The organism is Streptomyces sp. NPDC057280 (genome assembly GCF_042668605.1).
Lineage (GTDB): Bacteria > Actinomycetota > Actinomycetes > Streptomycetales > Streptomycetaceae > Streptomyces.
The window spans coordinates 96,899-117,249 of the sequence record NZ_JBHUYR010000015.1 but is presented as its reverse complement, the minus strand read 5'-3'; the positions used below and the strand labels follow the sequence as shown (position 1 = coordinate 117,249).

14 protein-coding genes and 1 pseudogene are annotated in these 20,351 nt (G+C 72.0%); 11 read left to right on the top strand and 4 right to left on the bottom strand.

The window, feature by feature from the left end; translation table 11 throughout:
• The first annotated feature begins 17 nt into the window (after positions 1–17).
• The 6 genes and pseudogenes from ACFUO4_RS43245 (at position 18) to ACFUO4_RS43220 (ending at position 5,691) form a co-directional block, all read left to right on the top strand.
• Positions 18–326 (top strand): hypothetical protein, encoded by a 309-nt coding sequence (locus ACFUO4_RS43245; protein ID WP_383496110.1) that lies wholly within the window; start codon positions 18–20, stop codon positions 324–326.
• Positions 327–333: 7 nt separating this feature from the next.
• The gene (locus ACFUO4_RS43240; protein ID WP_059196708.1) at positions 334–1,149 is read left to right on the top strand and encodes a TlyA family RNA methyltransferase; all 816 of its coding nucleotides are present in this window, start codon (positions 334–336) and stop codon (positions 1,147–1,149) included.
• On the top strand, positions 1,146–2,051 hold the full coding sequence (locus ACFUO4_RS43235; RefSeq protein WP_079312609.1) for an NAD kinase: 906 nt from the start codon (positions 1,146–1,148) through the stop codon (positions 2,049–2,051). Before ACFUO4_RS43240 ends, ACFUO4_RS43235 begins: the two co-directional genes overlap by 4 nt.
• Positions 2,052–2,231: 180 nt before the next feature.
• Positions 2,232–3,950 carry a DNA repair protein RecN gene (gene recN, locus ACFUO4_RS43230; RefSeq protein WP_079312619.1) on the top strand — a complete coding sequence of 573 codons (1,719 nt, stop codon included), beginning with the start codon at positions 2,232–2,234 and terminating at the stop codon, positions 3,948–3,950.
• A 121-nt stretch (positions 3,951–4,071) separates the two neighbouring features.
• Positions 4,072–4,269, top strand: a pseudogene (locus ACFUO4_RS43225) (hypothetical protein); the annotation flags it as partial.
• Between the two features lie 285 nt (positions 4,270–4,554).
• A complete protein-coding gene (locus ACFUO4_RS43220) occupies positions 4,555–5,691 on the top strand; it encodes a glycosyltransferase family 4 protein (RefSeq protein WP_079312607.1) in 1,137 nt (378 codons plus the stop codon).
• Here the strand turns inward: ACFUO4_RS43220 and ACFUO4_RS43215 are convergent.
• Complete coding sequence (locus tag ACFUO4_RS43215) at positions 5,688–7,316, bottom strand: PucR family transcriptional regulator (protein ID WP_383496105.1); 1,629 nt, start codon at positions 7,314–7,316, stop codon at positions 5,688–5,690. The genes ACFUO4_RS43220 and ACFUO4_RS43215 overlap by 4 nt on opposite strands.
• A gap of 223 nt (positions 7,317–7,539) precedes the next feature.
• On the opposite strand from ACFUO4_RS43215, the gene ACFUO4_RS43210 reads away from it, so the two are divergent.
• Complete coding sequence (locus ACFUO4_RS43210) at positions 7,540–9,057, top strand: APC family permease (protein ID WP_383496102.1); 1,518 nt, start codon at positions 7,540–7,542, stop codon at positions 9,055–9,057.
• 14 nt (positions 9,058–9,071) lie between these two features.
• Positions 9,072–10,664 (top strand): FAD-dependent oxidoreductase, encoded by a 1,593-nt coding sequence (locus tag ACFUO4_RS43205; RefSeq protein WP_383496099.1) that lies wholly within the window; start codon positions 9,072–9,074, stop codon positions 10,662–10,664.
• Between the two features lie 11 nt (positions 10,665–10,675).
• On the opposite strand, the gene ACFUO4_RS43200 is transcribed toward ACFUO4_RS43205, so the two are convergent.
• The 3 genes from ACFUO4_RS43200 to ACFUO4_RS43190 form a co-directional block, all read right to left on the bottom strand.
• Positions 10,676–12,058 (bottom strand): FAD-binding protein, encoded by a 1,383-nt coding sequence (locus tag ACFUO4_RS43200; RefSeq protein ID WP_383496096.1) that lies wholly within the window; start codon positions 12,056–12,058, stop codon positions 10,676–10,678.
• A 134-nt stretch (positions 12,059–12,192) separates the two neighbouring features.
• A complete protein-coding gene (locus tag ACFUO4_RS43195; RefSeq protein ID WP_383496093.1) occupies positions 12,193–13,254 on the bottom strand; it encodes a pyridoxal-phosphate dependent enzyme in 1,062 nt (353 codons plus the stop codon).
• A 103-nt stretch (positions 13,255–13,357) separates the two neighbouring features.
• The gene (locus tag ACFUO4_RS43190) at positions 13,358–15,160 is read right to left on the bottom strand and encodes a glycoside hydrolase family 15 protein (RefSeq protein WP_383496137.1); all 1,803 of its coding nucleotides are present in this window, start codon (positions 15,158–15,160) and stop codon (positions 13,358–13,360) included.
• 512 nt (positions 15,161–15,672) lie between these two features.
• On the opposite strand from ACFUO4_RS43190, the gene ACFUO4_RS43185 reads away from it, so the two are divergent.
• The 3 genes from ACFUO4_RS43185 (at position 15,673) to ACFUO4_RS43175 (ending at position 20,264) form a co-directional block, all read left to right on the top strand.
• Positions 15,673–17,340 carry a CTP synthase gene (locus tag ACFUO4_RS43185; RefSeq protein WP_079310589.1) on the top strand — a complete coding sequence of 556 codons (1,668 nt, stop codon included), beginning with the start codon at positions 15,673–15,675 and terminating at the stop codon, positions 17,338–17,340.
• A gap of 85 nt (positions 17,341–17,425) precedes the next feature.
• Positions 17,426–18,052: an NUDIX domain-containing protein gene (locus tag ACFUO4_RS43180; RefSeq protein ID WP_383496089.1), complete on the top strand. Its 627-nt coding sequence runs from the start codon at positions 17,426–17,428 to the stop codon at positions 18,050–18,052.
• A 151-nt stretch (positions 18,053–18,203) separates the two neighbouring features.
• On the top strand, positions 18,204–20,264 hold the full coding sequence (locus ACFUO4_RS43175; protein WP_383496086.1) for a tetratricopeptide repeat protein: 2,061 nt from the start codon (positions 18,204–18,206) through the stop codon (positions 20,262–20,264).
• Positions 20,265–20,351 lie beyond the last annotated feature (87 nt).

Genomic DNA, 20,351 nt, shown 5'->3' with positions numbered 1-20,351 from the left:
CGGGGTAGCGTCTGGGCATGAGCGACTCTGTGCCCGAGGCCACGGAGGCGGCGGAACCCGTCGAAGTCGAACCCGCGGACGACCCTGCCGCCCCCGCCCCCTTGAACGTCCCCCGCACCCCCACCGGCAACGCCGAGGTCGACGCCCGGCTGGAGCGGCTGGCCGATGCCGACCACCTCGCCACCGACGGACACGTCGAGGTGTACGAGGATGTACATCGGGGGCTGCGTGACGCGCTGACCGCGCTCGACGCCCGCCCGGGACCTCCGGCGCCCTCACCGTCGTACCCGAAGCCGTACCCGTCGCCGTACCAAAACAGGAGCTGAACCGAACGTGGCAGGAGTCGCACGTCGCCGTCTGGACGCGGAGCTGGTCCGCCGGAAGCTCGCGCGGTCGCGTGAGCACGCCAGCCAGCTGATCGCGGCCGGGCGGGTCACCGTCGGCAAGACCGTGGCGACCAAGCCCGCGACGCAGGTGGAGACCGCGGCGGCGATCGTGGTCCAGAGCGACGACAACGACCCCGAGTACGTGTCCCGGGGCGGGCACAAGCTCGCCGGCGCGCTGGCGGCGTTCGTGCCGCAGGGGCTCGTCGTCGAGGGGCGGCGGGCGCTGGACGCGGGCGCGTCCACCGGCGGGTTCACCGATGTGCTGCTGCGGTCGGGGGCCGCGCACGTCGTCGCCGTGGACGTCGGTTACGGACAACTCGCGTGGACTCTCCAGAGCGATGAACGCGTCACCGTCAAGGACCGTACGAACGTACGCGAGTTGACGCTTGAAGCGATCGATGGGGAACCTGTGGATCTTGTCGTGGGGGATCTGTCCTTCATCCCGCTCGGGCTGGTGCTGCCCGCCCTGGCGCGGTGCGTGAAGCCGGACGCCGATCTGGTGATGATGGTCAAGCCGCAGTTCGAGGTGGGGAAGGAACGGCTGGGCAGCGGGGGAGTCGTACGGAGTCCGCAACTGCGGGCGGAGGCCGTGCGCGGAGTTGCCGAGAAGGCGTGGGAACTCGGGCTCGGGGTGAAGGGCGTCACGGCCAGTCCGCTGCCCGGGCCCTCGGGCAATGTCGAATACTTTCTGTGGCTGCGTGCCGGGGCGCCCGCCCTGGAACCGGCCGACGTTGACCGTGCAGTGGCGGAGGGGCCTCGTTGACACAGAACCGAGCTCGTACTGTTTTCCTGCTCGCCCACACCGGACGGCCTGCGGCGATCCGCAGTGCCGAGCTGGTCGTGAAGGGGCTGCTGCGCGAGGGCATCGGCGTGCGGGTGCTGGAGTACGAGGCCGCGGATTTGCCGCTTCCGGAGGAAGTGGAGCTCGTCAAGGAGGCGACTCCGCAGTGCCTCGACGGGTGCGAGCTGCTGATCGTGCTGGGCGGGGACGGGACGCTGCTGCGCGGCGCCGAGTTCGCCCGGGCGTCCGGGGTGCCGATGCTGGGCGTCAATCTCGGGCGGGTGGGGTTCCTCGCCGAGGCCGAGCGGGACGACCTCGACAAGGTCGTCGACCGGGTGGTGACCAAGTCGTACGAGGTCGAGGAGCGGATGACCGTTGATGTGGTGGTCCACAGCAACGGGGACATCGTGCACACCGACTGGGCGCTGAACGAGGCGGCGGTGCAGAAGGCCGGCGCCGAGAAGCTGCTGGAAGTGGTGCTGGAGATCGACGGGCGGCCGGTCACCGGGTTCGGGTGCGACGGGATCGTGCTGTCGACCCCGACCGGGTCCACCGCCTACGCCTTCTCGGCCGGCGGGCCGGTGGTGTGGCCCGAGGTCGAGGCGTTGCTGATGGTGCCGATCAGTGCGCACGCGCTGTTCGCGAAGCCGCTCGTGACCTCGCCGGATTCCGTGCTGGCCGTGGAGGTTCTGCCGCACATTCCGCCGGGGGTGCTGTGGTGCGACGGGCGGCGGACGGTCGAGTTGCCGCCGGGGGCGCGGGTCGAGGTGCGGCGGGGGGCTGTGCCGGTGCGGCTCGCCCGGCTGCATCATGCGTCCTTCACCGACCGGCTGGTGGCCAAGTTCGCGCTGCCGGTTTCCGGGTGGCGGGGGGCTCCGCACTAGAGCTCGGGTGTTCGAGGTGCGCCGGCGGGTGCGGGCGGATCGTGGCTTGTCGCGCCCACGCGGCGGAGCCGCACATCGATACAGACCCGCGCCCCTGAAGGTGGGTCCACTCGCCCGGGTGACAGGGCGCCTCGCGCTTGTCCCGCCCTACCTCGTAAGGTCTTCACCGTGCTGGAAGAGATGCGGATACGGTCGCTCGGAGTCATCGACGATGCCGTCGTCGAGCTGTCGCCCGGGTTCACCGCTGTCACCGGTGAGACGGGTGCGGGCAAGACCATGGTGGTCACCAGCCTGGGGCTGCTGCTCGGTGGGCGGGCGGACCCGGCGCTCGTGCGGATCGGGGCCGACAAGGCGGTCGTGGAGGGGCGGATCACCGTCCCCGCGGGCGCCACGGCCGTCGTACGCGCCGAAGAGGCCGGGGCCGAGCTCGACGACGGGGCGCTGCTGATCAGCCGTACCGTTTCCGCCGAAGGGCGCTCCCGGGCGCACCTGGGCGGGCGGAGCGTGCCCGTGGGCGTGCTCGCCGAGCTCGCCGACGAACTGGTCGCCGTGCACGGGCAGACCGATCAGCAGGGGCTGCTGAAGCTGTCCCGGCAGCGGCAGGCGCTCGACCGGTACGCCGGGGACGCCGTCGCCGTGCCGCTCGCCAAGTACGGCGAGGCCTACCGGCGGCTGCGGGCCGTCTCCGCCGAGCTCGACGAGATCACCACACGCGCGCGTGAACGGGCCCAGGAGGCCGACATGCTGCGCTACGGCCTCGACGAGATCGCCGGGGTCGAGCCGCGCGCGGGGGAGGACGTCGAGCTGGCCGAGGAGGCCGAGCGGCTCGGGCACGCCGAGGCGCTGTCGTCCGCCGCCACGGCCGCACACGCGGCCCTCGCCGGGAATCCCGAGGACCCCGAGGGCATCGACGCCGCGACGCTGGTGGCGGGCGCGCAGCGGGCTCTGGACGCCGTACGGTCCTACGACCCCGCCCTGGCCGCGCTCGCCGACCGGATCGGCGAGGTCGGGATCCTGCTGGGGGACGTCGCCGGGGAGCTGGCGGGGTACGCCGACGATCTCGACGCCGATCCGCTGCGGCTGGCGGCGGTCGAGGAGCGCAGGGCCGCTCTCACGGCGCTGACGCGGAAGTACGGCGAGAATGTCGCCGCGGTTCTGTCCTGGGCCGAGCAGGGGGCCGCGCGCCTCACCGAGCTGGACGGGGACGACGAGCGGATCGGGGAGCTCACCGACGAGCGGGACGCGCTGCGGGCCGAACTGGGTGGACTGGCGCAGGCGTTGAGCGACGCGCGGGCGGAGGCGGCCTCGCGGTTCGCGGCCGCCGTGACCGCCGAGCTGGCTTCGCTGGCCATGCCGCACGCGCGCGTGTCCTTCGACATCCGGCAGACCGAGGACCCGGACGGTGTCGAGGTCGGCGGGCGGACCGTCGCGTACGGGCCGTCCGGTGCGGACGAGGTCGAGCTGCTGCTCGCGCCGCACCCCGGTGCTCCGCCGCGGCCCATCGCCAAGGGCGCCTCCGGCGGTGAGCTCTCGCGCGTGATGCTGGCCGTCGAGGTCGTGTTCGCGGGGACCGATCCGGTGCCGACGTATCTCTTCGACGAGGTCGACGCCGGTGTCGGCGGCAAGGCGGCGGTCGAGATCGGGCGTCGGCTGGCGAAGCTGGCCAAGTCGGCGCAGGTCGTCGTCGTCACGCACCTGCCGCAGGTCGCCGCGTTCGCCGACCGGCAACTGCTGGTCGAGAAGACCAACGACGGGTCCGTCACGCGGTCCGGTGTGAAGGTGCTCGAAGGAGAGGAACGGGTACGGGAGTTGTCCCGGATGCTGGCAGGCCAGGAGGACTCGGAGACGGCCCGGGCCCACGCGGAGGAGCTGTTGGCGGCGGCGCGGGCGGACGCGTAGGGCTGTCGCGCCGGCTTTGACCGCTCCGCGGTCTGTGCTCCGCCGCGCCGCGGCGTGCTCCCCCCGCCCACCCGTCTCACCTGCTCCGCAGTCGCCCGCCTCCGGCCCGCTCCGCGGGCCCATGAACGGGACCGCTGCCGTTCTGCCGGGCGACCTCGGGGAGTGGTCGATGCTCGGTGATACGGGGGCGCATGCGCTGGGTGCGGTCCTGGGTGTGGCGGTCGCCGTGGGGAACGGGCGGGTGGGGCTGGTCGCGCACGCCGCCGCCGTTGTCGCAGATGCCGTGTGCGGGGACAGGGTCACCGGGGTCGCGCGCGCCGTGTGCGGGACGGCGTCACCGGGGTCGCGCGCGCCGTGTGCGGGGGCAATGGGGTCGCGGTTGCGGGCCGTGGGGTGGGTTCGGGGGGTTTTCACTCGTGTGAGTGACCCGACCTGCCTCCACCCCGAATCCGCACACCGTCGGCGTTCCCGGAACACCCGTACGTGCTGGCATCCTTGGGGGAGCACGTAGTACGCGTAGGAAGCGCGCGGTTCACCCCTCCGCTCGATACCTTCTGTACGTTTCCTCGTGACCGCCCGACGCCGAACCAGGAGCCCCGGCCACGTGAGCCCCGCGAGCAGCCACTCACCGCACGGTCAGTCGCCGTTGCGCACCGTGCAGGTGCTCGGCGGCGGCAACGCCGGTAGCAGCGCGCATGTGCGGTCCCTGGCCTCCGGGCTCGTCGCGAGGGGCGTGAAGGTCACCGTGTGCGCCCCTGCCGAGGCGGATCGCATCTACGACTTCACGGGGGCCGGTGCCGAGCACGTGCATGTGCCCAGGAGCAGCGACCCGGGGTCCGTCGCCGCGTTGCGGGCCGCCTGCGCCGACGCCGATCTGGTGCACGCGCACGGACTGCACGCCTCCTTCCGTGCCGTCCTCGCGCTCAGCGGGCGGCGCACTCCGCTCGTCGTGACCTGGCACGACCGAGCGCGTGCCGAGGGCGCGCGGGCCCATCTCGTGCGGCTGTTGGAGCGGCGGGTCGTGAAGGCCGCCGCCGTGGTGCTGGGGGCCACCTCCGCCCTCGTGGACCGGGCCCGCACCACCGGCGCCCGGGACGCGCGGCTCGCCGCCGTCGCCCTGCCCGGGCCTCGCCGTACCGTCCGGCTGGAGGACCCCGAGCGGCTGCGGCCGAAGGTGCGGGCCGAACTCGGCGCCATCGGACGGCCGTTGCTGATGGCCGTCGGCTCGCTGGACCGGCATCGCGGGTACGACACACTGCTGGACGCCTCGCGCGCATGGCGGGCGCTCGACCCCCTGCCGCTCGTCGTGATCGCCGGAGAGGGGCCCCTGCGGGCCGAGTTGCAGAGCCGGATCGAGGAGGAGGAGCTGCCGGTCCGCCTGATCGGACGGCGCGACGACGTTGCGGACCTGCTCGCCGCCGCCGACCTCGCACTGCTGTCGAGCAGTTGGGAGTCGCGTTCCCTGCTGGCCCAGGAGGCCCTGCACGCGCGCGTGCCGCTCGTCGCGACCGACGTCGGCAGCATGCCCGAACTCGTCGGCGACGCCGCCGAACTCGTGCCGTACGGGGACGCCCAGGCGCTCGCGGATGCCGTCGTACGGCTGCTCGGCGATCCCGCGCGGTGCGAGGAGCTGCGGGAGAAGGGCGTACGGCAGGCAGCCACCTGGCCGACGGAGGACGAGACCGTCGCGCAAGTGCTCAGTGTCTACGACGAGTTGACCCAGCCGCGCCCGTTGATCTAGGGCACGTGCCGGCGTGCCCGCAGCGCGAGGCTCAACGCCAGTACCGTCTGCGGGTCGTCGAGGTCCGTGCCCAGCAACTCGCCGATCCGCGCGAGGCGGTTGTAGAGCGTCTGGCGGTTGAGATGGAGCTCGCGGGCCGTCTCCGCCTTGCGGCCGGCGTGGGCGAGATAGGTCTCCAGGGTGGGCAGCAGCGGCGGCTTGGAGCGGGTGTCGTGGTCCCGTACCGGACCGATCGCGCGGTCGACGAAGGCCGCGAGGTCCGGATGGTCGCGCAGCCGCCACAGCAGCAGGTCGATGTCGAGGCGCCGGGCGTCGTACCAAGGGCGGTCCGACAGACCTTGGGCCGCAGTCGCCGTCTCGGCCGCGTGCCGCAGCCCCGCCGAGGCCGCCGCCCAGCCGCCCGCGACGCCGGCCACCACGACCGGGAGCTGGGCTCCGGGCCGCTGCATCCCGGCCCGTTCCACCCCGGCCCGCAGCGCCGCCGCGACCCGGTCCGCGACCGCCGACCGCTCCGACTCCGAACGCAGGCCCAGCAGCACCAGCACGCGGCCTTCGAGGGGTCGTACGCCCAGCAGGACCGGGACCCCCACCGAGGCCAGCTCTTCCGAGACCGCCCTCGCCAGGACCGCCCAGCCGCCGCCCGGGGACAGCGTGTCGCCGAGGCGCATCACCACCGGCAGCAGCGGGCTGCTCCCCGGCTTGAAGCCCAGCACGCGGGCCTGCGCGGGCGCGTCCTCCGCGGTGATCCGGCCCTCCGCGAGGTCGGTCAGGAAGTCGCCGCGGCCCCGCGCGGCCAGTTCTTCCTCCTGGCGGGCCTGCATCAGCACGACGGCGAGGATGCCCGCCGCCCGCTCGGCCGCCATCCGGTGCACGGGGACGAGGGGAGCGCGGACCGGGAGCAGGACCAGGCGGGCCCGTACCGACCCGGTGCCGGGCCCGCCGCCGGGCACGTCGACCAGCACGGACCCGGTCGGCGGGGTGTCCTTGTGCTGGCCGCGCAGCCCCTCCCACACCTGGAGCGGGTCCGCGCCCTCGGGCCCGGCGCCGGCCGCGTACAGGAGCTGGCCGTCGGTCGTCTCCAGGAAGACCGGGTTGTCGCTGAAGTCGGCGAGGATGCCGAGGACCTGGGGCACCCCGCCGCCGCCCAACAGGGCCTCCGTACATCGGCGGTGGACCTCCTCCGCCCGCTGGAGCAGGGCGTAGTGGCCGTTGACGATCTCGGTGTGGATCTCCTCCGTGACGGTCACGAACGGCACCTCGCGGTGGAGCTGGACGAGCGGAAGGCCGGTCGCGCGGGCCGTGTCGACGAGGGCCGCGGGCAGGCGGGCGAAGCGGGGGCCGAGTTCGATGACGAGGGCCGCGATGCCGCGCTCGGCGAGGGTGCGGACGAACGCCCGCTGTTCGGCCGGGCGGGTACCGAGGCCGTATCCCGTGGTCAGCAGCAGTTCGCCGCCTTTGAGGAGGGAGGCGATGTTGGGGACCTCGCCCGCGTGCACCCAGCGCACGGACCGCTGCAGCCGGTCGGCGCCCGCGAGGATCTCGGGCAGGCCGCTGCGCAGGCCGGGCAGCTCCAGCGCCCGTTGAACGGTGATGCCGGCGCCCTGGCTGTCGAATCTGCTGTCCATGAGCCGGACGCTACCCGCGCGCATGCTTCGACGACATCTCCGGACGGTTACGGCAGCGATCACCGGAGCCCTGTACACGACAATCCGTCGCGTCCCCGGCCCGATTGCACGACCGCGTGTCGCTTGTGGCATGCGTCACTCCGCCGCCACACTGACGCATCCGAAAGGCAGGGCGTATTTCACCTTCGGATTTCGTTGCGCAAGCGCGTTGAGAGGGGCGGGAATGGCAGAGAGACCCACGCGAGAGGCAGCAACACCCACGCGGGAGGTGCATCGGCTCAAGGCGAATTCCGTAGGTCTCGTGGGCGTCGTCTTCATGGCGGTGGCGACCGCCGCGCCGATCACCGCGATGACCGGCAACCTGCCGATCGCGGTCGGCTTCGGCAACGGCACGGGCGCGCCGGCGGGCTATCTCTTCGCGACCTTGGTCCTGACCGTCTTCTCGGTCGGATACGTCGCCATGGCCCGGCGGATCACCGCCGCCGGCGCCTTCTACGGCTACATCTCGCACGGCCTGGGCCGGATCGCGGGCATGGCCTCGGGGATGCTCGCCGTGCTGGCGTACGTCGTCTTCGAGGCGTCGATCGTCGGCGTCTTCTCCTACTTCGCGAAGACCACGGTCGCCGACCAGCTGGGCGTCGATCTGCCCTGGATCGTCTACGCGGCGGCGATGCTGCTGGTCACGGCCGTGCTGGCGTACTTCGACATCAACCTGACCGCGAAGGCCCTCGGCGTGATGCTGATCGCCGAGATCGCCGTCCTCTTCGCCGTCGCCACCGCCGTACTCCTGCACGGCGGCGGCCCCGACGGCATCCCGATGGAGCCGGTCAACCCGAAGAACGCCTTCACCGGCCCCTCCGCCGGGCTCGGCCTGTTCTTCGCGTTCTGGTCGTGGGTCGGCTTCGAGTCGACCGCGATGTACGGCGAGGAGAGCAAGGACCCCAAGCGCGTCATCCCGCGCGCGACCCTCATCTCCGTCGTCGGCGTCGGCCTCTTCTACATCTACGTCTCCTGGATGACCATCGCGGGCAACGGACTCGAGGGCTCGGTGAAGATCTCCTCCGGGACCAGCCCCCTCGACCTGTTCTTCGACCCGGCGCACTCCTTCATCGGCGCCTGGGCCGTCGACGCCTTCCAATGGCTGCTGATCACCGGGTCGTTCGCCTGCGGGATGGCCTTCCACCAGTGCGCGGCCCGCTACCTGTACGCCATCGGCCGCGAAGGTTTCCTGCACCCCGCCCTCGGCCGCACCCACGCCAGGCACGGATCGCCGTACCTCGCCTCCTTCGTGCAGTCGGTCATCGCGGTCGCGCTCGTGGCGGCCTTCTGGCTGACCGGCCAGGACCCCTACATCCACCTCTACACGCTGCTCGCGATCCTCGGCACGATGGCCATCCTGATCGTGCAGACCCTGTGCTCCTTCGCGGTCATCGGCTACTTCCGCAAGCACCACCCCGAGGACCGCCACTGGTTCCGCACCCTCACCGCCCCGCTCCTCGGCGGCGTCGGCATGATCGCGGTGGTCGTCCTGCTGGTGACGAACCTGGACACCGCGGCCGGTACGGCGGCCGACTCGCTCTTCTTCAAGGCCATCCCGTGGATCGTGGGCCTGGTCTTCTTCGGCGGCCTCGGTCTCGGCTTCTACCTGAGGGCCAGGAAGCCGGAGCGCTACGAGATCATCGGCCGGATCGTCCTGGAGGACGCGGCCGAGCGCACCGAGGAAACCCCCGTCAACGTCTGAGGAGCGTGTACGTCGTGTCCCGAACCCTTTCGATGCACGTCCTGCGTTCCCTCTTCGCCGACCATGCCGCCGCCGAGCGGCTCGGCGTGCCCGTGGCGGAGGCGCGGGTGCGGCGCCGTACGGTCCTGAAGAGCGCCCTCGGTGCCACGGCCGTGACGGCGGCCGTCGCCCCCCGAGCCACCGCCGCCTCCGCACCGCGGATCGCCGTCGTCGGTGCGGGGATCGCAGGGCTGACCGCCGCGCTCACGCTCGCCGACGCGGGCTACGGCTGCACGGTCTACGAGGCCAACCCCGACCGGGTCGGCGGCCGGATGTACACCCAGCGCGACCACTGGTCCTGGGGCCAGACCTCGGAGATCGGCGGCGAGCTGATCGACACCAGCCACAAGAAGATGCTGGAGCTGTGCCGCCGATTCGCCCTGCCCGTCGAGGACTTCCTCGGCGGCGGGCCCAACGGGGCCGAGGAAGTCCTGTGGTTCAACGGCGAGTACTACCCGCGCGCGCAGGCCGACGAGGACTTCAAGGGCGTCTACCAGGCCCTCCACAAGGACCTCCAGGCATCCGGCGAGGTCTTCTGGAACCAGACCACCCAGGCCGGCACCGCCCTCGACAACCTGTCCCTGTACGACTGGATCGAGTCCCGGGTCCCCGGCGGCCACGACTCACCGCTCGGCCGGTTCTTCGACGTCGCCTACAACGTCGAGTACGGCGCCGACACCACCGACCAGTCCTCACTCGCGCTCGTCCTGCTCATGGGCTACCAGACCAATCCCGGCAACTTCAACGTCTGGGGCCTGTCCAACGAGCGCTACCACATCGTCGGCGGCAACGATCAACTACCGCACGCCATCGCCGACTTCCTGCCCGACGGCACCATCCGGCGGGGCTGGTCGCTCACCGCGGTCAAGGCCAACACCGACGGCACCCAGACCCTCACCTTCACGGAGGCGGGAGCCGTCCGCACGGTCACGGCCGACCACACGATCCTGTGCGTGCCGCTCCCCGTCCTCAAGCAACTCGATCTCACCAGAGCCGGGTTCGACACCCGCATGACCAACCTGCTGCGGGACGCCCGGATGGGGTACTGCACCAAGCTCAACATGCAGTTCTCCAGCAGACCTTGGCGCGGCACCGGCCCCTGGCCCGGCGTCTCCGCGGGCGACTGCTTCACGGACGGCCGGGTCCAGCAGACCTGGGACACCACCAAGGTCCAGTCCGGGACGGGCGGCATCCTGTTGCAGTACGGCGGCGGCAGCCTCGCCAGGTCACTGACGCCGGCGGGGCCGTTCTCGTACGAGAGCGACCCCTACGTCACCAGGCTGGCCTCGAAGTACCTCGCGGACATCGACGCGTTCTTCCCGGGCACGTCGGCCGCCTGGACGGGCCGGGCCCAGCTGTCGGCGTGGCATCTCAACCCGTACGCGCTGGGCGCCTACTCGTACTGGCCGGTGGGCTATCTGCACCGGTACGCGGGGTACGAGGGGGTGGCGCAGGGCAACATCCACATCGGCGGCGAGCACTGCTCCTACGACTTCCAGGGGCTCATGGAAGGCGGTGCGACCGAGGGCGAGCGGGCCGCGAAGGAGGTGCTGGCCGTGCTGCGCTGACCCGCCGCCGCTCACGCAGGGCTGATGTTGTGGTTGAAGCGGAAGACGTTGTCCGGGTCGTACCGCCGTTTGAGGGCTGCCAGCCGGTCGGTGTTCTCGGCGCCGACCCCGGCCACGACCCGGTCTTCGCCCTCGTCGCCGATGAAGTTGAGGTAGACCGCGCCGGTGCTCCACGGCCGGGCGTCCTCACGGACGTCCCTGACCCACTGGATCACCCGCTCGTCGTCCGCCGGGTCCTCCCACATCGCGAAGGGATGGACGGCCCATGGGGCGTCCCGGTACGGCACCGGGTACTCGCTCGGCCCGTCGGCGATCGCCCCGCCCTGCGGGAACAGGACATGGATGGTGCCGGTGGGCACCGGCATGGACGCCGCCCGCGCGCAGTAGACGTCCAGGAACGCGTCCGGCGCCTCCCTCAGATACTCCGCCGACCAGTAGTTCCGCATCCCCGGCGGATCGTCGAGCATGCACTGGACGTCCGCGTACGGCATCGCCCCGACGACCTCCGTCTCGTGCGGCAGCGCCAGCAGCGGCTCGGCGACCTTGCGCATGTCCGCCTCGGACCCGGCGTACGTCAGCAGCGCACCGCACAGCAGCGTGCCGACCAGGTGCGGCGGCACGAACTCCTCGGGCGGGCCGGTGAGATAGATGACGCCGCCGCTCGCCTCGTTCGGGGCGGTGGCGATGATGTCGCGGTAGGTGCGGGCGACCTCGGGGCCGTACTCCGGGAGGAACAGCAGGAGTGCGATGGCGAACTCGGGCAGCTCGTGCAGCCTCAGGGTGAGCGCGGTCGCGATGCCGAAGTTGCCGCCTCCTCCGTGCAGCCCCCAGAACAGCTCCGGCTCGTCCTCGGCGCTCGCGTGCACGCGACGGCCGTCGGCGGTGACCAGGTCGACGCCGAGGAGGTTGTCGACGGCGAGCCCGCAGCAGCGGTCCAGCCAGCCGGTGCCGCCACCGAGCACGAACCCGCCGACTCCGGTCGTCGAGGCCCGGCCGCCGGTGGTGGCCAGACCGTACGGCTGACAGGTCCGGTCCAGGTCGCTCATCGTGGCGCCACCCGCGATCCGTACCGCCTGTGCCGTGGGGTCGACGGTGACCGCCCGCATGTGGCGCAGGTCGATCACCAGACCGCCCTCGTTCAGCGCCATGCCCGCCACGCTGTGCCCGCCGCCGCGCACCGCGATCGGCAGGTCCAGGTCACGGCCGAAGCGCACCGCCCGTACGACGTCGGCTTCGTCGACGCACTGGGCGATCACCGCCGGACGCCGGTCGATCATCGCGTTGAAGACGGTACGGGCCTCGTCGTAGCCCGCGTCCCCCGGGGCGAACACGTCGCCGACCAGTTCCTCGCGCAGCGCGGCGAGAGCCGTGCCGGCCTTTGATGGGGAGGCCATGGGGCGCCCCCTTTCGTGCAGGGGCAGATGGTTCCAGCGTAGGCGGGGTGGGGGCTTTGGGCCTGTCAGGCAGGGGGGACGTTCCCGAATGGTCAGAAACGTTCAGGAACAGAAGTCGGCGAGGGCGGGCCGTGTCAGCACGCGGGTGCGCCCTCGGTGCTCAGCAGCACGACCACGGACGCCGCGTCCAGCCCCAGCGCCCTGCGGCGCTCCTCCGCACCCGCGCCGGTCAGCACCGCCCGCAGCCCGGCGAGCGGGGCCGCCCCGCAGGGCCCCGAGGAGACACCGAGGCCGGCGAGGTCGGCGGCCGCGCGGACAGCCGCCGCGTCCGGGACGGCGACGGCGGCGTCGAGTCCGCCGTACAGGTAGGGCCAGGCGAGGCTGGAGGGCGTACCGCAGTTCAGGCCGGCCATGACGGTGTCGCCGGTCGTGACGCTGACGGGCGTGCCCGCGGCGAGGCTCGCCAGGACGCAGGCCGCGGTCTCCGGCTCCACCGACAGCAGCGCGGGGGCCCGTCCGGCGGGGCGGCTGCGGTAGTGGGTGACGACGGCCTGGGCGAGCGAGCCCACCCCCACCGGGACGCAGACGAGGTCGGGGCCGGTCCCTGCCAGCTGCTCGTCGATCTCGGCGCAGAGCGTGGCGTAGCCCTCCACGATCCAGCCGGGGATCTCCTCGTAGCCGGGCCAGGCGGTGTCCTGCACCAGAACCGAGTCGGGCCGGCCGGCCGCCTCGGCCGCGCGCCGTACGGCCTCGTCGTACGGCCCCGGCACCTCGGTGACCCTCGCCCCCTCGGCGGCGATGGCCGCCACCGCCGGCGCGGGCACCCCGCGCGGCACGAAGACGTGGGCGCCCTGTCCGGCAAGGCGGGCCGCCCGGGCCACCGCGCGGCCGTGGTTGCCGTCGGTGGCCGTGAGCAGGGTCACGGGACCCGGCTCCCGCTCGGCGAGGACGCGGTGGACGGCCCAGAACGCGCCCAGCGCCTTGAACGCGGGCAGCCCGAGGCGGCTCGACTCGTCCTTGACGAAGACCCGCCCGACCGCCAACTCGGCGGCCAGGGGTGGGAGTTCGGTCAGGGGTGTGGGTGCGTAGCCGGGGAGCGCGGAGTGGAAGGCGCGCACCCCGGCGGGCGCGGGCGCACAGCGCCAGGTACGAGCGCCGGGGCGTACGCGCCAGGGCGGTGAAGGGTTCGTGGACACCCGATCAGGGTCCGCGCCCGGCCTGCGATCGGTCCAGCGAAACCCTGGTCGGGCCGTGGCGTGCCGCGCCTCGGCAGGCAGCGCGGCACGCCCGTGACGGGAGTCATCCCCCGTACGCCCCCGACGCCGTCAGCCGCAGGGCGGTGTCGATCAGCGGGACGTGGCTGAAGGCCTGCGGGAAGTTGCCCACCTGGCGCTTCAGGCGCGGGTCCCACTCCTCGGCGAGCAGCCCGAGGTCGTTGCGCAGGGCGAGGAGCTTCTCGAACAGCTTGCGGGCCTCGTCGACGCGGCCGATCATCGCGAGGTCGTCCGCCATCCAGAACGAGCAGGCCAGGAACGCCCCCTCGTCACCGGGCAGGCCGTCGACGCCCTCGCTGTCGCCTTCGGTCGGGTAGCGCAGGATGAAGCCGTCCGGCGTGGACAGCTCGCGCTGGATCGCCTCGATGGTGCCGATGACCCGCTTGTCGTCCGGCGGCAGGAAGCCCATCTGCGGGATCAGCAGCAGGGAGGCGTCCAGCTCCTTCGAGCCGTACGACTGCGTGAAGGTGTTGCGCTCCTTGTCGTAGCCCTTCTCGCACACGTCCCGGTGGATGTCGTCGCGCAGCTCGCGCCAGCGCTCCAGCGGGCCGTCCGCGTCGCCGGACTCGATGAGCTTGATGGTGCGGTCGACGGCGACCCAGGCCATCACCTTGGAGTGCACGAAGTGGCGGCGCGGGCCGCGCACCTCCCAGATGCCCTCGTCCGGCTCGTCCCAGTGGTCCTCCAGGTAGCGGATGAGCTTGAGCTGGAGCAGGGACGCGTAGTCGTTGCGGGCCAGGCCCGTCATGTGCGCGAGGTGCAGGGCCTCGGTGACCTCGCCGTACACGTCCAGCTGGAGCTGGTGGGCGGCGCCGTTGCCGACCCGGACCGGCGCGGAGTTCTCGTAGCCCGGCAGCCAGTCCAGCTCGGCCTCGCCCAGCTCGCGCTCGCCCGCGATGCCGTACATGATCTGCAGGTTCTCGGGGTCGCCGGCGACCGCCCGCAGCAGCCACTCGCGCCAGGCGCGGGCCTCCTCGCGGTAGCCGGTGCGCAGCAGCGAGGAGAGCGTGATCGCGGCGTCGCGGAGCCAGGTGTAGCGGTAGTCCCAGTTGCGGACGCCGCCGATGTCCTCGGGCAGCGAGGTCGTCGGAGCGGCGACGATGCCGCCGGTCGGGGCGTACGTCAGCGCCTTCAGCGTGATCAGGGAGCGGACGACGGCCTCGCGGTAGGGGCCGTGGTACGTACAGTGCTCGACCCATTCGCGCCAGAAGTCCTCGGTGGCCTCCAGGGACTGCTCCGGCTCGGGCAGCGGCGGCGGGTTCTTGTGCGAGGGCTCCCAGGAGATGGTGAAGGCGATCCGGTCACCCGGGGCGACCGTGAAGTCCGAGTACGTGGTCAGCGACTTGCCGTAGGTCTCGCAGTCGGTGTCGAACCACACCGAGTCGGGGCCCGCGACGGCGACCGTGCGGCCGTCGTGCTTGTGCACCCACGGCACGACCCGCCCGTACGAGAAGCGCATCCGCAGGGCCGAGCGCATCGGGACGCGGCCCGAGACGCCCTCCACGATCCGGATCAGCTGCGGCGCGCCGTCACGCGGCGGCATGAAGTCGGTGATCCGGACCGTGCCGCGCGGGGTGTCCCACTCGGACTCCAGGATCAGCGAGTCGCCGCGGTAGCTGCGCCGGGCCGCGGTGGGCGGCTCGGCGTCGGCGGCATGCGCGGGCCCCAGGCGCCAGAAGCCGTGCTCCTCGGTGCCCAGCAGACCGGCGAAGATGGCATGCGAGTCGAAGCGGGGCAGGCACAGCCAGTCCACTGTGCCGTCCCGGCAGACCAGGGCGGCGGTCTGCATGTCTCCGATGAGTGCGTAGTCTTCGATGCGCCCGGCCACGTGCAACTCCAGTCGAACGGCCACGTCACCCCCCAGAGGAAAAGGGGGCTGTCGCTAGTGCGGTCAAGGGGTCGTTTGTAATGCGTCGTTGAGCGATGAAGCAAAGCAGTCGCGCTGCCGCTGGGCAAAACGACGATCTCTTCTCAACGAACTGACGAGCTCACGTTGTTCCGGGGCTTACGGGCGGGGGGTGGTGCCGTGTTGCCGGGCGCGCTCGGCAGTGAATGTCCGAGCAGGATACGACGCACGTAGATGATCTGTGTGCCGCTCCGGGCAACGCGGGTGGGCCGAACGGGTGAGCAGCCGGTGAGAAACCCGTGACGGGTGAGCGTCTGTGTCGACGCGTGCGCGGAGCGTGGCCGGAAGCCATCCCCCCGAGGCGCTGATACCCTGGTAGCCCGTGGACCGGTGGTGGACAAAACCCCCGACCGCAGCGACGGCGACGCCGGGAATCTCCGGTCACAGCGCCGCCCCGCACCCCAGATCGCGACCACGGGAGCCCCCTCTTGGCCATGCCGACGCCCTCTTTTCGTTCGAGCACAGCTACGACGACCAAGCACATCTTCGTCACCGGGGGTGTCGCCTCCTCTCTCGGCAAGGGCCTGACGGCCTCCAGCCTGGGGATGCTGCTCAAGGCCCGGGGTCTGCGCGTCGTCATGCAGAAGCTCGACCCGTACCTGAACGTCGACCCCGGCACGATGAACCCCTTCCAGCACGGAGAGGTCTTCGTCACCAACGACGGCGCCGAGACCGACCTGGACATCGGACACTACGAGCGCTTCCTCGACCGTGACTTGGACGGCAGCGCCAACGTCACTACAGGCCAGGTCTACTCCACGGTGATCGCCAAGGAGCGGCGTGGCGAGTACCTCGGTGACACCGTGCAGGTCATCCCGCACATCACCAACGAGATCAAGCACCGCATCCGCCGTATGGCCACCGACGAGGTCGACGTGGTCATCACGGAGGTCGGCGGCACGGTCGGCGACATCGAGTCGCTGCCCTTCCTGGAGACGGTCCGCCAGGTCCGTCACGAGGTCGGCCGGGACAACGTCTTCGTGGTCCACATCTCGCTCCTGCCGTACATCGGCCCCTCGGGTGAGCTGAAGACGAAGCCGACCCAGCACTCGGTTGCGGCCCTTCGGAACATCGGTATCCAGCCGGACGCGATCGTGCTGCGCTGCGACCGCGAGGTCCCGACCGCGATCAAGCGGAAGATCTCGCTGATGTGCGACGTCGACGAGGCCGCCGTGGTCGCCTGCCCCGACGCCCGCTCGATCTACGACATCCCGAAGACCGTGCACGGCGAGGGTCTGGACGCCTATGTCGTCCGCAAGCTGGACCTGCCGTTCCGCGACGTGGACTGGACGACCTGGGACGACCTGCTCGACCGCGTCCACAACCCCGACCACGAGATCACCCTCGCCCTGGTCGGCAAGTACATCGACCTGCCCGACGCCTACCTCTCGGTCACCGAGGCGCTGCGCGCGGGCGGCTTCGCCAACCGGGCCCGCGTGAAGATCAAGTGGGTCACCTCCGACGACTGCAAGACCCCGGCCGGCGCCGCGGCGCAGCTCGCGGACGTCGACGGCATCTGCATCCCGGGCGGCTTCGGCGACCGCGGTGTGCTCGGCAAGGTCGGCGCGATCCGCTACGCCCGCGAGAACAAGATCCCGCTGCTCGGCCTCTGCCTGGGCCTGCAGTGCATCGTGATCGAGGCCGCGCGCAACCTGGCCGACATCCCGGACGCCAACTCCACCGAGTTCGACTCCGCCACCGCCCACCCGGTCATCTCCACCATGGCCGAGCAGCTCGACATCGTCGCCGGTGAGGGCGACATGGGCGGCACCATGCGGCTCGGCATGTACCCGGCGAAGCTGGCCGAGGGCTCGATCGTGCGCGAGGTGTACGACGGCAAGGAGTACATCGAGGAGCGGCACCGCCACCGCTACGAGGTGAACAACGCCTACCGCGCGGAGCTGGAGAAGAAGGCGGGCCTCCTGTTCTCCGGGACCTCCCCGGACGGCAAGCTCGTCGAGTACGTCGAGTACCCGCGTGACGTCCACCCCTACCTGGTCGCCACGCAGGCGCACCCGGAGCTGCGCTCGCGCCCGACCCGCCCGCACCCGCTGTTCGCCGGGCTGGTGAAGGCCGCGGTCGAGCGGAAGACCTCGAAGTAACACAACAGTTGTACGGTGGCCGGGGCGTTCGCATTCAAAAGGCGGCGCCCCGGCTTCTCTTTGAGCACGTGCGGAAGGACTGGGCATGACGATCAAGGACACCCCGGAGGAGTGGGAGATCCGGGCGACCGAGACCCCCTTCGTGGGCAACAAGACCTCTGTCCGCACCGACGACGTGGTCATGCCCGACGGCAAGGTCGTCCGCCGTGACTACCAGGTCCACCCCGGCTCGGTCGGCGTGCTCGCCCTCGACGACGAGGGCCGGGTCCTGCTGATCAAGCAGTACCGCCACCCCGTGCGCCAGAAGCTGTGGGAGATCCCGGCCGGCCTGCTCGACGTCCCCGGCGAGAACCCGCTGCACGCGGCGCAGCGCGAGCTGTACGAGGAGGCGCACGTCAAGGCCGAGGACTGGCGGGTGCTGACCGACGTCTACACCACGGCCGGCGGCTGCGACGAGGCCGTACGGATCTTCCTCGCCCGCGATCTGTCGGAGGCCGAGGGCGAGCGCTTCGAGGTGGAGCACGAGGAGATCGACCTGGAGTACGCGCGCGTGCCCCTCGACGAGCTCGTACGGGGTGTACTCGCGGGCGAGCTGCACAACAACTGCCTGGTGGTGGGCGTGCTTTCGCTGGTGGCGGCGCAGCAGGGCGACGGGCTCGACGCGCTGCGCCCCGCGGACGCGCCCTGGCCGGCCCGTCCCTTCGAGGCCTGAACGCCGCTGGTGTGACCATCGGCTGATCCGATCGAGCGACCTGCCCGCCGCGCTCCTCCCGGAACGTTGCAGAGCGTGAACTAGGCTCTGAAAATGCCCGAACCGGAGTCCCGGCGGGCTTTGCGCGTGCGGTGGGACGGGAGTGTGGCCCGTGACGGATCAGGCGGTGGACACGAGCGGCGTTCAGCTGTCGGCCGAAGGTCAGTTCCTGGGCCGGACACGGGAGTTGAAGGAACTCCGCGCCGACATCGAGCGGGCGGGCCTCGACACCCTCTCCGGCAAGAAGGCCCCCCGCGCGCGTGTGCTGCTCATCGCGGGCCGCCCCGGCTCGGGCCGCACCGCCCTCGCCGAGGAGCTCGTACGCCAGGTCGCGGACCGTTACGACGGGGTGCTGAAGGCTCGCCTGAGCGAGCCCGACGGAACGCCCGTCCCCGTCGAGCGCGCCGCCCGTGAGCTGCTCGCCGCCCTGGACCGGCCGACCCCGGCCGGTGCCGCCGAGGACGACCTCACGGCCGCGCTCCGCGAGGCCCTCGCCGACCGCAGCGCGCTGCTCCTGCTCGACGACGCGGTGACCGCCGACCAGGTCGACGCCCTGCTCCCGGACACCCCGGAGTGTCTGGTCGTCGCGGTGTCCGACGGCCCGCTCACCGGCATCTCCGACGTCCGCCCCTGCACGCTGGGCGGCCTCGACACCAAGTCCGCCCTGGAACTGCTCACCCGGCACACCGGCTCGGTCCGCATCACCGTCGACCCCCGTGCCGCCGAGGGCCTCGTCGAGGAGTGCCAGGGCCAGCCCGCCGCGCTGACGCTGGCCGGCGGCTGGCTCGCAGCCCGGCCGAAAGCCGCCGTCGCCGACCTCGCCAAGCACCTGCGTACCGAGGGCGACGAGGGAACTCCCCTGGCCCGGGTCTTCCGGCTCGCCTACGGGTCCCTGCCCAGCCCCGCCGCCCGGATACTGCGACTGCTCTCCCTCGCCCCGGCCGGCCTGGTAGATCCGCACACCGCCTCCGCCCTCGCCGGCTGCTCGGTGGGCGGCGCCCGCACCACCCTCGACGACTTCGTCGCCCTCGGCCTGCTGCACGCCGTGGAGTCCCCCCTCCCGCAGTACGAGGTGCCGGCCTGTCTGCACCCGTTGCTGAAGTCCCTCGCCGAGTCCCAGGACCGCCCCGCCGAGCTCCAGCTGGCCCGCGCCCGGATGCTGGAGCGGACGGTGCGGCTGCTGCAGTCCTGCCGCGCCATCACCGAGACCGACAGCCCCGAGGCCCGGGAGAAGCTCCAGGGCATGCCCCGCTCCCTGCGCTTCCCCAGCCCCCGGGCCGCCGAGGACTGGCTGCGCATCCGCCGGCCGGCCCTGCTGGCCTCGGCCCGCCTCGCGGTCGCCGACGGGGAGCTCGACACCCTCGCCAGGCGGCTGATGTCCCAGCTGGTCAGGGCGATGGTCGCGCACTTCGGCACCCAGGCCGCCGCCCCCGACCTGTACGGCATCCACCGGCTGGTCCTGGACGTGGCCGAGCGCCGGGAGCTGCCCCGGGAGAAGGCGGCGGCGCTGCTGAACCTGGGGGACCTGGACGCGCAGACCGGGCGCACGGCCGACGCGCTGGCCCGCTACCGGTCCGCGCTGGACGCCGGGCGCCAGGCAAATGACCCGTATGCGACCGGCCGCGCGATGGAATCCGTAGGCGGCGCGCATCTGGAGCTCGGGGACTACGACCGGGCCGCCGACTGGTTCGGCCGCGCCCTCGCCCAGCGGCTGGCCCGGGACGAGCGGGTGGACGCCGCCCGGCTGTACGGCCGGATCGCCGCGGCGCACACCTACGCGGGCCGTTACGGCGAGGCGCTGCGGGGCTGGCGGGCCGCGGTCGCCGGATATCGCAAGGAGGGCGATGTCGCCGCCCACGCGCGGGCGTTGAGCGAGCTGGCACGGGTCCAGGAGTACGCGGGCCGCCCCGAGGAATCGCTGCGCACCTGCCAGGAAGCGGTGGAGTGGGCGCGGCGCGCGGAGGACGTACGGCTCCAGGCGGCGTTGCAGCTGAGGCTCGCCGACACCCTTGATCACCTGGGCGATCCCACCGCGGCGGCGCTGCACCGGGGGGCCGCGGAGCGGCTGCTGGGGGAGGAGGTCGCGGAGCCGGAAACGGAACCGGAGCGGCCTGATCCTTCGAAACAAGACGCTGATGCCTGCGAAATCCGTAGTACACCCGCAGAAGATTGATGCAATGAAAGGCTAGACAGCGGGAACACCTTCATTAGACTGGCTCTGCCGCACCTTCTCCTGCGGTGTCTCCCGGTGTGCTCGTGC

Bases quoted from the DNA above. Each gene is read 5' to 3' on its own strand.
- ACFUO4_RS43245 (WP_383496110.1), top strand. From the start codon at position 18: ATGAGCGACTCTGTGCCCGAGGCCACGGAGGCGGCGGAACCCGTCGAA.
- ACFUO4_RS43210 (WP_383496102.1), top strand. From the start codon at position 7,540: ATGGCAGAGAGACCCACGCGAGAGGCAGCAACACCCACGCGGGAGGTG.
- recN (WP_079312619.1), top strand. From the start codon at position 2,232: ATGCGGATACGGTCGCTCGGAGTCATCGACGATGCCGTCGTCGAGCTG.
- ACFUO4_RS43200 (WP_383496096.1), bottom strand. From the start codon at position 12,058: ATGGCCTCCCCATCAAAGGCCGGCACGGCTCTCGCCGCGCTGCGCGAG.
- ACFUO4_RS43185 (WP_079310589.1), top strand. From the start codon at position 15,673: ATGCCGACGCCCTCTTTTCGTTCGAGCACAGCTACGACGACCAAGCAC.
- ACFUO4_RS43215 (WP_383496105.1), bottom strand. From the start codon at position 7,316: ATGGACAGCAGATTCGACAGCCAGGGCGCCGGCATCACCGTTCAACGG.
- ACFUO4_RS43180 (WP_383496089.1), top strand. From the start codon at position 17,426: ATGACGATCAAGGACACCCCGGAGGAGTGGGAGATCCGGGCGACCGAG.